12 protein-coding genes are annotated in these 13228 nt (G+C 66.1%); 5 read left to right on the top strand and 7 right to left on the bottom strand.

Features of this window, described 5'->3' with window-relative positions:
* Positions 1 to 4: 4 nt before the first annotated feature.
* The 6 genes from G391_RS0102365 to G391_RS0102335 form a co-directional block, all read right to left on the bottom strand.
* The gene (locus tag G391_RS0102365) at positions 5 to 688 is read right to left on the bottom strand and encodes a DedA family protein (RefSeq protein WP_084169096.1); all 684 of its coding nucleotides are present in this window, start codon (positions 686 to 688) and stop codon (positions 5 to 7) included.
* A 9-nt stretch (positions 689 to 697) separates the two neighbouring features.
* Positions 698 to 2755 carry a transglycosylase domain-containing protein gene (locus G391_RS0102360; protein ID WP_425393375.1) on the bottom strand — a complete coding sequence of 686 codons (2058 nt, stop codon included), beginning with the start codon at positions 2753 to 2755 and terminating at the stop codon, positions 698 to 700.
* A gap of 156 nt (positions 2756 to 2911) precedes the next feature.
* Complete coding sequence (locus G391_RS0102355; protein ID WP_029086084.1) at positions 2912 to 3820, bottom strand: alpha/beta fold hydrolase; 909 nt, start codon at positions 3818 to 3820, stop codon at positions 2912 to 2914.
* A gap of 115 nt (positions 3821 to 3935) precedes the next feature.
* On the bottom strand, positions 3936 to 5870 hold the full coding sequence (locus G391_RS13610) for a peptide MFS transporter (RefSeq protein WP_051257067.1): 1935 nt from the start codon (positions 5868 to 5870) through the stop codon (positions 3936 to 3938).
* 218 nt (positions 5871 to 6088) lie between these two features.
* On the bottom strand, positions 6089 to 7306 hold the full coding sequence (locus G391_RS0102340) for an MFS transporter (RefSeq protein ID WP_211226464.1): 1218 nt from the start codon (positions 7304 to 7306) through the stop codon (positions 6089 to 6091).
* Complete coding sequence (locus G391_RS0102335; protein WP_029086082.1) at positions 7299 to 7706, bottom strand: MarR family winged helix-turn-helix transcriptional regulator; 408 nt, start codon at positions 7704 to 7706, stop codon at positions 7299 to 7301. The genes G391_RS0102340 and G391_RS0102335 overlap by 8 nt, the downstream gene beginning before the upstream one ends.
* 144 nt (positions 7707 to 7850) lie before the next feature.
* Between G391_RS0102335 and G391_RS15060 the strand changes: the two genes are divergently transcribed.
* The 5 genes from G391_RS15060 to G391_RS0102295 all read left to right on the top strand — a co-directional run bounded on the left by G391_RS15060 (position 7851) and on the right by G391_RS0102295 (position 12276).
* The gene (locus tag G391_RS15060; RefSeq protein WP_051257066.1) at positions 7851 to 9185 is read left to right on the top strand and encodes a hypothetical protein; all 1335 of its coding nucleotides are present in this window, start codon (positions 7851 to 7853) and stop codon (positions 9183 to 9185) included.
* Between the two features lie 112 nt (positions 9186 to 9297).
* Positions 9298 to 9798, top strand: a complete 501-nt coding sequence (gene ruvC / locus G391_RS0102310) for a crossover junction endodeoxyribonuclease RuvC (protein ID WP_029086080.1) — start codon at positions 9298 to 9300, stop codon at positions 9796 to 9798.
* Positions 9795 to 10409, top strand: a complete 615-nt coding sequence (ruvA, locus tag G391_RS0102305) for a Holliday junction branch migration protein RuvA (protein WP_029086079.1) — start codon at positions 9795 to 9797, stop codon at positions 10407 to 10409. Before ruvC ends, ruvA begins: the two co-directional genes overlap by 4 nt.
* Positions 10406 to 11428: a Holliday junction branch migration DNA helicase RuvB gene (ruvB, locus tag G391_RS0102300; RefSeq protein WP_029086078.1), complete on the top strand. Its 1023-nt coding sequence runs from the start codon at positions 10406 to 10408 to the stop codon at positions 11426 to 11428. The genes ruvA and ruvB overlap by 4 nt, the downstream gene beginning before the upstream one ends.
* Positions 11425 to 12276 carry a hypothetical protein gene (locus G391_RS0102295; RefSeq protein WP_029086077.1) on the top strand — a complete coding sequence of 284 codons (852 nt, stop codon included), beginning with the start codon at positions 11425 to 11427 and terminating at the stop codon, positions 12274 to 12276. Before ruvB ends, G391_RS0102295 begins: the two co-directional genes overlap by 4 nt.
* On the opposite strand, the gene cuyB is transcribed toward G391_RS0102295, so the two are convergent.
* Positions 12248 to 12910, bottom strand: a complete 663-nt coding sequence (gene cuyB, locus G391_RS0102290) for a cysteate racemase (protein WP_245572019.1) — start codon at positions 12908 to 12910, stop codon at positions 12248 to 12250. The genes G391_RS0102295 and cuyB overlap by 29 nt on opposite strands.
* Positions 12911 to 13228: the final 318 nt, after the last annotated feature.

The raw sequence follows: 13228 nt of genomic DNA, 5'->3' as shown, positions 1-13228 counted from the left end.
CGATTTATTCCTCAGCGAGGCCCAGCGCGCGCTCGGCGCGGGCCTTGAGTGCGCCGCGCGCGACCAGAAACAGCACGATCAGAACCGCCAGGATCGCCATGCCGTATTCGAGGCCATGCTCATATTGGTTCAGCCACTGAAGACCGAGGCCCCCGAGATAGCCGGGGGCCAGCATGATCGGCACCCAGACGGCCGCCGAGCCGAAATTGGCCAGCTGGAACTTCAGATGCGGCATGCCGGTAATTCCGGCGATCAGCGGCACGAAGGCGCGCACCGGGCCCATGAAGCGGCACAGGTAGATCGACAGCACGCCCCAGCGTCGGAAGAACAAGCGCGAGCGCGCGGCCAGGCGGCGCTGGTTTCTGAGCAGGCGGCTACGCCAGGCCGCGGGCCCGAGCTTGCGGCCGAGCCAGTAGGACACGGCGTCACCCAGAAACGCTCCGGCGACGCACCACAGAAGCACCTCAACGATGCTGACCGAGCCTTCCGCCGCTAGACCGCCGGCAATGAGCATCAGGGCGGTCGCCGGGAAGAAAGCCCCGATGAGCACCATGGACTCGCCAAAGGTGATCAGGCCGAGGATCGGTCCCGCCCAAGCCGAATTGTCGCGAATGAGTTCGCCGAGGCCGTCGAAGAAGGCGCTGATCGGAGCCCAGAGATCGGCAAAGAAGCTGAAGATGCTGTCCATTATGGCCCGTCAGAAATAGATGGGCTCGCGTCCCTCGTCCCGTTGTTCAGACGGTTGGGGGGACGGCGTACCGGGCGGTGGCGTTGCGGGTGCAGGACGAGGCTGGGGTTGCGGCTGCTGAGGTTGGGGCCGAGCCGGTTCCTGCACCGGCACGGGTTCAGGCTGGGGTTGCGGCTGGGCCGGCGTACCTTCGCCACCGAACAGACCGCCGATGCCGTCCAGAATGTCGCCGATCGGGTCCTGACCCGGAGCCTGAAGACCCTCCTGCCAGCCCTCGGGCATGGCCGGGCCATCGGGAATGCGCTGGACATCCAGCCGCGGCAGGGCCGCGGCCATGAACTGACGCCAGATCGCCGCCGGCGCGCCGCCGCCGGTCACCCGGCGCATGGGCGTATTATCGTCGCGACCCACCCAGACGGCGGTGACGAAGCCGCCGGTGTAGCCGACGAACCAGGCGTCCTTGTAGTCGGACGTCGTCCCGGTCTTGCCGGCCAGGTCATAGCCCTCGATGGCGGCGGCGCGCGCCGTGCCGCTGGTGATCACCCCACGCAGCATCTGGTTCATGTAGTAAAGCGGGGGGTTGTTGATCACCTGCTGCTGGGCCCCGGCCTCGCCTTCACGGCGTTCGTACAGGGTCTGCCCATCACGCGTGCGGATGCGCGTGATGCCGTGAGCACGGGCCCGCCGACCTCCGTTGGAGAAGGCTGCATAGGCCTGGGCCATCTCCAGAGGGCTGACCTCCACCGCACCCAGAGCCATGGCAGGCTGGGTATTGATCGGCGAGGTGATGCCCAGACGGCGTGCCGCTGAAGCGACACGGTCCCGCCCGACCCGGTCTGCCACATAGGCCGCGACCGTATTGGTCGACTGGGCCACCGCCTGGGCCATGGTCATACGCCCGCGGAAGGTTCCGTCGTAGTTCCTGGGCGACCAGTTTCCGATGGTGATGGCCTGGTCCTCAACCGGCGTATCGGGCGTGTAGCCGGCCTCCATGGCCGCCAGATAGACAAAGGGTTTGAAGGCCGACCCGGCCTGACGTCGGGCATCGACGGCCCGGTTGAATTGGCTGTCGGCATAAGACGCCCCGCCGATCATGGCGCGCACACGGCCTTCGCCGTCGACGGCGACGAGGGCGGCCTGTTCGACACCGCGCTCGCCGTCGCGGGCGATGATCGCGCGCACGGCGCGTTCGGCCTGGGCCTGGAGCGTCAGATCCAGCGTCGTTTCGACGACCAGATCGGCGCTGCTTTCACCGATCAGGGCCTGAACCTCCTGATCCAGCCAGTCGACGAAATACTGGGCGTGTTGGGTCGCCAATGTGCGCGACACTCGCACCGGCTCTAGGACCGCCGCCTCGCGCTGGGCGGTGGTGATGACGCCCGCCTCTTCCATCTCGTTCAGGACGACGGTGGCGCGCCCGGCTGCGCGTTCTGTCTCTGACAGGGGTGAATAACGGGACGGGGCCTTGAGCAGTCCGGCCAGCAAGGCCGCTTCGCCGATGGTCAGCTCGTGGGCGGACTTGTCGAAATAGCGTTGGGCCGCCGCCTCGATGCCATAGGCCCCGGCACCGAAATAGACCCGGTTCAGATAGAGCTCGAGGATCTCGTCCTTGGAGAAGCGCAACTCCAGCCACACCGCCAGCATGATTTCCTGGACCTTGCGGCGCATGGTCTGGTCCGGTGTGAGGAACAGGTTTTTGACCAGCTGCTGGGTCAGGGTCGACCCGCCCTGGACCACGCGCCCGGCTCGCATATTGGCGACCATGGCCCGAACCATGCCGATCGGGTCAAAGCCCGGATGGTGGTAGAAGCGTCGGTCTTCCACCGCGATGAAGGCGGCGGGCACGTAGTCGGGCAGGGTATCCAGCTCGATCGGAGGGGATTGCTCGGAGCCGCGGGCGGCGATCAGCACGCCGTTCCGGTCCAGATAGGTGATCCCGGGCACCCGCTCGATGGCGTCCAGCGACGAGGTGTCGGGCAGACCCCGTGCAAACACCGCAAAGAAGACCACGGCGAAGATCAGGCCCCAAATGGCCAGCACACCACCCCAGTAGACCAGCCTGCCCATGGGCGAGCGCCGCGAGGTTCCCCCGCTTGACTGATGGCCGTGGCTCATCGACGTTTCCGTTCCTTGCTGGACTAACCTAGCGACCTGGACCTCAGGGGCTTGCCAGACGGTTTCTGACGCGACAAGTCCGAGCTCTTATCACGGAAACGTGAAAGGTCACTCCGGCGAAAGAAAGGCGTCCAGTTCGGAAAAGAACCGGGTCGGATTGTCGAACATGATGAAGTGGGCGCTGTCGGGAATACGGACGAGGCGCGTTGCCGGACGGGTGACGAAAGACGTCGTGTAAAGTGCGTCGAGCTGGGCGTCTGTCATTGGAACGCCTGCCGGCGGAGCGTAGAGGACCACCATCGGGACCGAAATCCGCGTAAGTTCGGGGCGCAGATCGGTGACGATGAGCTCGTAGAAGGCTCGACCTGCAACGTCATAGTCGCTGTTCAGGATGTGCTGGATGGCCTGCTCACGTCGGGCCTCCGTTTGAATCATTCCGTTGATGGTCGCTTCCGCCCTCGCGCGGCGCTGTTCGAGCGGCACGGAGCGGACGTTGTTGCGCGTCAGTTCGGCGATCGGCCGAACCTGTTCGGGGGTCGCGCCCGGAGGTCCGAACATCATCCCGAGGAAGGGGAGCATATCGACGACCATCAGCCTGCCGACCAGGTCCGGGTGGCGGGCCGCGAGGACCATGCCGATCCACCCCCCCATCGAATGGCCGACAATGGCGGGCCGAACGAGGCCTTGCTCGTGGATATAGCGGGCGATCTCCTCGGCAACAGGTTGACCGACATCATCCCCGGCGGCATTGGCACCCGCCGGGCGGCCGGCAAAGCCAGACACCCACACCCGGTGGACCCGATGGCCGGTGCCAAGCAGGTGGGCCGTCGTCGTGTCCCAGATCTCGGGATGAGAGGTTAGTCCAGGGATCAGGATAACGTCCGTCCCCGATCCCTCGATCGATACGGCAATCCGCTCCGAACTGAAGGCCGGCGTCGAACGCACGGTGGCACAAGCCCCGAGGACGGACAGGCTTGGCAGGGTCAGGACAGACAGGACCAGATTACGGCGATTCACGAGGAGACTCCTGCAGATGATGGAAAGCCACTCTATCGTCGTGGCGCCGGGATGTAGATGAAAAAGGGGCGGCGGATTGCTCCGCCGCCCCAATCTGTCCGAAATCTGCCGATGATCAGGCGGTGCGTTCGCCCGTGGCCTCGTCGATGTCGGCCGCGCTGTCTTCGATGCGCGGGTCCGGGGCCGGCGTGCCGGCGTCGTCGGAGCCTTCACCCCATTTGCCCATGATGAAGCTGAGCACGAGGAAGACGGCCCCACAGATCAGACCGGCGTAGCCCATCTGTTCGAAGCCGCCGAGCGAGGTCTGCAGCGCGCCCGCCGGGTCAAGAACCTGACCGCCGACTGTCTCGGTGCCCAAGGCGGCGGCGATCATGCCGCCGACATACTGGGCGATGGCGGAAGACAGGAACCAGACGGCCATCATGAAGCTGACGACCGACGGCAGGCTGAGCTTGGTGATCTGCGACAGACCGACCGGCGACAGGCAGAGTTCGCCGGTGGTGTGCAGCAGATAGAGCGCGGCCAGCAGGAACAGCGGGGCGCGGAACGCCTCGTTGACGAAGCCGGCGTTGACGCCCCAGACCACCACCAGGAAGCCCAGGCCGGCCTGGAGCAGGCCGAGCGCGAACTTCAGCAGCGGATTGGGGTCGCGACCCTGACGGCCGAGGTTGGTCCACAGCGCCGCGAAGATCGGCGCGAAGATCAGGATGTAGCCGGCATTGAACGACTGGGTCTGGGCCGCCGTCAGGGTGGTGTCGATCCACATTCCCGATGGTGTGACGCCCGCCTCGGCCAACTGGGCCGGGGTGCCCCACCACATCCCCATGAACTGGGTCGCGGCGGCGGTCAGGTTCAGGTCGACGTTACGGCTCGTGAAAAGGTTGAGCGAGGTGCCGGCCTGTTCAAACAGGGTCCAGAAGACCACCGCGCCGCCGATCAGGACCGTCGCCAGGATCATGTGCCGCCGTTGCATCCAGGTCTTGGCGCCCAGGAGGATGATCAAGCCGATCGCGAGCAGCGAAAGGATGGTCGCGCCGGTCAGAATGCTGCCGACCAGCGCATGGCGCTGGACCATGAACCAGACGACGGGGACAGCCATCAGAGCCAGCAGATAGATCAGCCATTCTCGGTTGACCGGCCCGACGACAGGTTGGCGCAGGCGTTCGGGATTGGGCGGCTCACCGTTACCCTGGAGCAAGGGCTTTCCGAGCACAAAGACGATGAAGCCCAGCGCCATGCCGACGCCCGCGAGCCCGAAGCCCCAGTTCCAGCCGTAGTTCTGACCAAGGATGCCGCACAGGATGGCGGCCCAGAAGGCTCCCAGGTTGATGCCGTAATAATAGAGTGTGAAGCCGGAATCCCGTCGCGGATCGCCCTGCGGATAGAGCTGGCCGACAATCGAGGAGATGTTGGGCTTCAGGAAGGCGACGCCCATGATGATCAGCGAGACCGCCAGGTAGAAGGCGTTCAAGCCGTTCGAATCTTGGTCCTGCTGCATGACATAGCTGTCTTCAGCCAGCACGGCCGGGAGGGATGCGCCCTCTGGCAGGCCCTCGATTGCGAAGCCGCCGCCCTCGGCCGGTCCGAAGTCGTAGCGCTGGCCGTCAACCATGATGCCGGCCTGGCGCAGGTCGCCGCGTCCCTCGGCGACGATCTCATAGGCTTGACCCTGATAGGTCAGGGTCTCGGTCGCTGGGCGGCCCTCGTAGGCCATCAGGCCATGACCGGCGACCAGCAACAGGGCACCGAACGCAATAGCCTTGCGCGTGCCCAGCCAACGGTCGGCGATAATGCCGCCCAGAAGCGGCAGCAGGTACACCAGCGAGGTGTAGGAGCCGTAGGTCTGGCTGGCCGTCTCGTCGTTGAACAGGAAGTGCTGGGTCAGGTAGAAGATCAGCAGACCGCGCATGCCGTAGTAGGAGAAACGCTCCCACATCTCGGCGAAGAACAGGATGATCAGGCCCTTCGGATGGTTCCGAAGCATTTGCATGAGGACCGGAAGGCCGGTCACCAGCGTGACCAGCACGCCTAACAAGATCACGATATTCATGGACGTCCCTACTCCACGGCGGAGCACGCGACCGCGCGCTGTTCCCGCCCCCTTGAGGCGCGGATAGGAACACCAGCTTCAAGGTTATTACAAGCCGTAACCTTAAGTGCAGAAGGCGATGACGGCGTCGATCCAGACCTCAGCCCCTTCACGGAACCACAGCCACACCCCGAGAAGTGTGAGAACGACGAAGCCGCCTATCAGGGCGATCCAGCGTCTCATGCCGGGACCCGGGGGGCTCTCAGCGAGACTTCCCGGATCGGCGCATTTGCGAGCGCCGCAAGGAAAGCCAGGACGATCGAAGCGATCCAGATCGCGTCATAGGACCCCAGCACCGAGAAGGCCATGCCGCCTAGCCAGGCTCCGAGGAAGGCCCCGACTTGGTGGCTGAGGAAGACGATGCCGCCCAGCGCCGACAGATTGCGTACGCCGTAGATCAAAGCGATCAGCCCGTTTGTCAGGGGTACGGTTCCGAGCCACAGGAAGCCGAAGCTGGCAGCAAAGACCAGAGCAGATGCCGCGCTGATCGGGACCAGCAGAAACAGGGCGATGGCGACCCCGCGTAGGGCATAGACCATCACCAGAAGTCGCTTCTTGGAGTGCTTTGAGCCCCAGGCCCCCCAGGCCGCCGAGCCCAGGATGTTGAACAGGCCGATCAGGGCCAGCGCCATGGCCCCGACGCCGGGCGTCAGCCCCTGGTCGCGCAGATAGGCGGGCAGGTGGGTGCCGACGAAAGCGATGTGAAACCCGCAGACGAAGAAGCCCATATTCAGCATCCAGAAGGAGGGGTGGGCCGCCGCCTCGCCCAGGGCCGCCTTCAGGTCCGGGCCGTCGTCGGCCGCCGATGTCGCGGGCTTTCCGGCCACGCCCAGGGCCAGCGGCAGGATCAGGGCGATCAGGCCGCCAAGGATGAGAAGGGTGTCGCGCCAGCCCAGTGCGTCCACCAGGCCCTGGGTTGCGGGGACCAGCAGAAACTGGCCCAGGGAGCCGCCCGCCGTGACAATGCCGAAAGCCAGGGTGCGCTGGCCTTCGGGCACGGCCTTGCCGACAGCCCCGAGGACGACGGTGAAGGTACAGCCCGCCATGGCCAGGCCGACCAGCACGCCCAGGCCCAGAGTAATTCCGAACAGGCCGGCGGCCGTGGAGGCGAGGACCAGGCCGGCCAGATAGGCGACGGCCCCGACAGCGGCGACCTTGCCGGCTCCATGCCTGTCAGCCCAGGCCCCCACAAAGGGCTGGGCCAGACCAAACAACAGGTTCTGGATAGCGATGGCCAGGCCGAAAGCCTCGCGGCTGATGTTCATCTCCAGCCCCAGGGGGGTCAGGAACAGCCCGAAGGTCTGACGCACGCCCATCGACAGGGTCACCACCAGGGCACCGGCCACCACCATGATCCAGGCACGGTTGGACATTTCAGGTGATGCGACGTCAGACACGGGTTTCGACATCCGAAAGCAGGTCAATCAAGGCGCGACCGCGCGGGCCGAGGACGCGATCCACGCGACGCTGCGCCTCTCGCCACATCGGCATGGCGCGCACAAGAGCCATCAGCCCCTGATCCGACAGTTTTACCCGCTGGACCCGGCCATCGGCCTCGGTTTCGATCAGGCCATCCCGGATCATGGGCTGCAGCGTTCGCCAAAGCCCGCTCTTTTCGTGCGACGTCTCATCGGCCAGTTCCCCCAGGGTCGGATGGTCCAGGCGGGTCAGCGTCCGCATGATCGAGAACTGGGTGATGGTCAGGCCAGAGGGGTCCAGCGCCTCGTCATAGAGGCGGCTGAGCGTGCGTGTGGCGCGCCTTAGACGACCACACAGACAGGGTTCGCGAGATTCCATTGCATATGCAATACCCTGAGAGGCGGTGCGAACGCAATCGCTCAGCGAAATTCGAGTCGAATATCGATGTTATTGCGGCCTATACTTGCTGGAGGCCGAAGTCCGGGAGCTGGGGTCCGGCCTGGTAATTGATTGAGAGAACAGATGAAATTGCTATCGCCCTTTGACCGCGTGTTGTCCGCCAGGAAAGATGAAGACAAGGAAGGCCTCAGGGTCGCCGGCGGATCCGGCGTTCGCCGACAGACTGCGGATGTCGCGGGTGCCATCGGGGAACGCTACGAGACGATGAATGTCGGGCTCGACAAACTGTCGGCCATGCTCGACCAGCTTCGCGCCTTCGAGCCCGCGCTCAAGGAGATGCGCCAGCCGCTCCAGGCCGAATATGCCGCACGACGGGCCGACTATATCGAGTTGGTCAATCTCCGCTCGGCTCATGCTGAGACGGCGGCTGCCCTCGAAGCGGCCAGCACGGAGGCGCGCACCCTGATCTCGACCCGCGACGCCATTGAGGAGCGGCTGGAAGAAACTCGCCAGCGCCTGGCCGAGCAGACAGCGACGGCCCAGGAGCATATGGGTCAGGCGGAGGCCCTGAGGGTCGCCAAATCCGAACTTGAGGCCAGGCTCTTGGCCCAGACCGAGGCGGACCGCGTCGCCGCCGAGAAGATCCGGCGGCTTGAGCAGGATCTTGAGCACGTCGGAACGCAGCTGAGAGATGCCGATACGGGACGCGTAGAGGCCGCAGAGGGGCGCGCTGTCGCCGAACGTGGTCATGCCCTGGTTGTGGAAGAGAATGCGGCGCTCAAGCGCCGGCTCGATGAGGCCCAGTCCGAAATCTCGCGGCTGGCACGGGCTGAGGCGACGCTTGATGGCCAACTCACCTCCGAGCGGGCGCGGGCACAGTCCGAGAAGTCTGACGCAACGCGATCAATCCAGTCCCTTGAGGGACAGGTTGAGACCGCGCGCGCGGAACTAGTGGGTCTTGAGACGAAACATGAAACCCTGTCCGCTCGGGCGGAGCGGCTGGACCGTCTCAATGCCGAGCTTACATCGCGCCTCAACGAGTCACAGAGCGCCGGCCAGACCAGTGAACGTCGCTCGGGCAATCTCCAGATCGATCTGACCCGCTCGCAGGACAAGACCAAGGAGCTTGAGAGCCTTCTGGAAGAAAGCCGCCAGCGCCATGCTGCGACCGATGCGGCCCGTCAGGCCGCCGTGGAACGGGCCGACCAGCTTGCCAAGTCGGCGGCGGCCGCCGAGCGTGGGCTGGCGCGCAGCGAACAACGGGCATCCAAGCTGCAGGAGACGATCGAGGCCCTGCGCGCCCAGAATGAAGCCAAGGCGCGGGGCCTGAGCGAGCAGATGGACGCTCTCAGGGCGCGCATGCAGGAGGCTGAGGCCGAGCAGGCGATGACGGCCGCTGCACTCGAGGCTTCGCGGCGCAATCGTTCAAACGACTCGCCAAGCGCCGCCAACGGCTAGGCATCTCAACGGCGGCGCGTGCGGCCTCGCGGCCCGAGCGTCAGCCTGATCAGGGAGGCTCTTTCGCGCCGGTCATTGTCCATCAACCTTCTTTGGGGCATGAACGGAACGGATGGCGAACGAACCGACTCGAATCCTGGGGCTGGACCCCGGCCTGAGGCGCACCGGCTGGGGCGTGATCTCGGTTGCCGGTTCTCGCCTGAGCTGGGTCGCGCACGGCGTGGTGACGCCCGATGACAAGGCTCCGTTCGCGGCGCGTCTTCTGCATCTGATGACTGCGGTGGGCGAGCTATGCGCGACCTATTCCTGTGACGAGGCGGCGATCGAGGAAGTCTTCGTCAATGCGAACCCCGCGTCGACCCTGAAGTTGGGCCAGGCGCGCGGGGCGGTGATCCTGGGGCCGGCCGGTCATGGATTGTCGGTGGCCGAATATGCGCCGAACCTGATCAAGAAGGCCGTGGTCGGGGCCGGTCACGCCGACAAGGCTCAGATCGCCTTCATGGTGCGCCGCCTGCTGCCGGCGGCGGGCGAGGTGTCGGCGGATGCGGCGGACGCGCTGGCCGTGGCCCTGACCCACGCCCAACTTCGGCGGATCAAGGGGATCGCGGCGTGATCGGGCGGCTGCGCGGCATGCTGGTGGAGACGGGCGAAAGCGACCTCGTGATCGATGTCGGCGGTGTCGGCTATGTGGTCACGTGCGGAGCCCGCACGCTCAGTCGCCTGCCGGCCGCGGGCGAGGAGCTGACCCTGATGGTCGAGAGCCAGTGGAGCCAGGAGAACGGCCCGCGCCTCTACGGCTTTCTGGCCAAGGATGAGCGGAAGGCCTTCACCACCCTCATTGCCATTCAGGGTGTAGGACCCAAGGCGGCGCTCGGCGTGCTGGATGTCCTGCCGCCGGGAGAGCTGGCCGGCGCGGTGGCCCGCGAGGACAAGGCCGCGGTTGGACGGGCCAACGGGGTGGGGCCGAAGCTGGCGCAGCGGATCGTGACGGAGCTGAAGGGCAAGACCCTGGGCGAGGTGACCTTTACGCCGTCGGGTCTGCCGGGCGGGCCGGTGCCGGCTGCTGCACCATCGGTCGCGGGTGAGGCCGTGTCAGCCTTGCTGGGTCTGGGCATGCCGGAGATGAATGCACGTCGGGCCGTCGATCAGGCGATTACGCGCCTTGGAGACGAAGCTGACGTCTCAGCGGTGATCAAGGCGGCCTTGCAGGAGTTGGGGCGATGACCGACCGCCTTGTTTCTCCCGATACGCCGGAAGCCTCCGACCGGGCGTTGCGCCCTCAAACTCTGGCGGAGTTCGTCGGCCAGCCCCAGGCCAAGGCCAATCTGAAGGTCTTCGTTGACGCCGCGCGCTCGCGCGGGGAGGCGATGGACCACGTCCTCCTGTTCGGCCCGCCCGGTCTGGGCAAGACGACCCTGGCCCAGATCGTGGCGCGGGAACTGGGCGTCGGCTACCGGGCGACGTCGGGACCGATCCTGGCCAAGGCTGGGGATCTTGCGGCGATCCTGACCAATCTGGAGCCGCGCGACGTCCTGTTCATCGATGAGATCCACCGGCTGAACCCGGCGGTCGAAGAGGTGCTCTATCCGGCGATGGAGGATCATGTGCTGGACCTGATCATCGGTGAGGGACCGTCGGCGCGCTCGGTCAGGATCGACTTGGCACCGTTCACTCTGATCGGGGCGACGACGCGGGCGGGCCTCTTGGCGACGCCGCTGCGCGACCGTTTCGGCATTCCGATCCGGCTGGAGTTCTACTCGCCCGAAGAGCTGCTGGGCGTGCTCCAGCACGGGGCGCGGCGGATGGGGATCGACCTGACCACCGACGGCGCCGGCGAGATCGCCGCGCGGGCGCGCGGCACGCCGCGCGTGGCCGGACGGCTGCTGCGTCGAGTGCGGGACTTCGCGGACGCGGAAGGGTCGACCGCCATCGACCGGATTGTAGCGGCACGAGCGTTGAGCCGGCTGGAGGTTGACGAGGCCGGGCTGGACCGGCTGGACCGTAGCTTTCTCAAGGCCCTGATTGAAAACTACGGCGGCGGCCCTGTCGGCATGGATACGCTCGCCGCCGCCATCGCCGAGGCGCGCGATGCGGTCGAGGACGTGATCGAGCCCTATCTGCTGCAACAGGGCTTCATCCAGCGTACGCCGCGCGGCCGGGTCGCCTGCGCCAAGGCCTATGCCCATCTGGGCCTGGAGACGCCGCCGCAGGGGCCGGGACAGGGCGGGTTGTTCGGGAAGTGAGCGGCCGACCGCTGATTGCGATCGGCGCGGCCGCGGCGGTGATCTCGGCGGGCCTCGTGGCGATGTCGGTCACGGGTGCGCCGACCGCGCTGGTGGTGTTGCAAGGCGTCGCCGGTCTTGTTGGTCTGGGCCTCGGGGGCGTGATCGCGGCCCAGTCGCCCGATCCGCGAGGTCGGGGTGCGATGGCGGCGGTCGGCCTGGCCCTGGCTGCGCTGGCCGCGACCCTGTTCTTTGCGGGAACCGACGGCGTTCATCGCTGGATCGCCCTTGGTCCCGTCCAGTTCCTGCCTTCGGCGGTGGCCCTGCCGATCCTTGTCTGGTTCGCCGTCGCGCGTCCGACCGGATGGGCCGGTCCGGCGGTCGTGATCCTGGCGGCGGCGTTCTGCGCGGCCCAGCCGGACACCCAGGCCGTCGGTGCCCTCTTCGCCGCCGTCGCGACGCTGGTGCTTCTGGGGATGTGGCGACCGCCCTGGCTCCTGGCTCTGGCGGCCTGTCTGATCGCTGGGATTGTCGCCGCGTTCGCTCCACCGTTGGAACCCGTCGCCTATGTCGAGCAGGTCGTGCCCCTGGCCCTTGAGGCTGGACCGGTGTTCGGCCTCGTGGCCGTGGCGGGGCTGATCGGCGTTCCCGCCACGATCCTGCTGGCGTCTTGGGGTCGGTTCGGTCCAACGACAGCAGCCATGGTGGCCCTGTGGCTGATCTTCTGCGCGGCGAGCCTGTCCGGGACGCTGCCGACACCGGTGATCGGTTTCGGCCTGTCCTGGGTCTTGGGTTTCGGCCTCAGTCTCGGCCTGGTGGCGGGGTCAGGTCATCGACGACCTAGAGACACGCCTCCACACACGCCCTAGCCAAAGCCTCGGTGGCGTCGATGACGGGGACGGCGACGCGATCCGGGTCGAGCGCCAGGGGCACTTCGGAACAGCCGGCGATGATGATGTCGGCCCCACCGTTGGCCAGTTCGGCGGCGGCGGCGGCCATGACGTCCTCGACCTGTTCGGACAGATCGCCGGCCTTGACGGCAAAGATCGCCTCCATCAGCGCCTCCTGGCCCAGCGGGGACAGGGCAATGGTCTGTAGACCGGCGGTGCGGATCCGCTCAATGAACAGGCCCCGCGCCAGGGGTGTGGACAGGACGCCGATCCGCTCGGCCCCGAAATCACGCGCCTCATGGACGGCGGCGTCGAGCATATCGACCAGTTCAAGCCCCGAGGCCGCCTCGATGGCGGTGCGGTTCACATGGGCGGTATTGCAGGGCATGGCCAGGATCTGGGCACCCGCAGCCTTGAGGGCAACAGCCATCTGGGCCAGCTCGGCGGCGGCGGCGTCCGTTTCAAGATGGCGGTTGGGCACGCGGGGGTTGAGGTCCATGACCACGCGGATGTGGTCCTCGTCACGCTCAGCCGGCGTCTCGTACTGGAGCTTGGCCAGAAAATCGATGGTGGCAGCCGGACCCATGCCGCCGAGGACGCCGAGAACTTTCAAGAGGCACTCCCAAAACACCTAGCTAGGGCTTGCAGACCGAGGGGTCCAGTCAAAGACGCGGCGCAGGATGACCGGATTCTGCACTGTGAAAACACAGTGCGACTGGTGCAAATGGGGGAAAATCGACCTTCGGCGACGGACCCTGCCAGCCAGTATGGCACCACCGCTTTGAGCGGGGATGACGGAGCAGGTTTGGCCGACCGTGGACGGCAGATTGCCGGCCCCTAAGCGGTTGATGTCGTGATCAAATGATGGCGAGGGCGGCCATCGAACTTTATCAATAAACTATAGAAAATATGCGTGAAAATATCACGCCAA

This window comes from Brevundimonas aveniformis DSM 17977, assembly GCF_000428765.1.
GTDB classification, from domain to species: Bacteria; Pseudomonadota; Alphaproteobacteria; order Caulobacterales; family Caulobacteraceae; genus Brevundimonas; species Brevundimonas aveniformis.
This window is presented reverse-complemented; position numbering and strand designations above follow the sequence as displayed.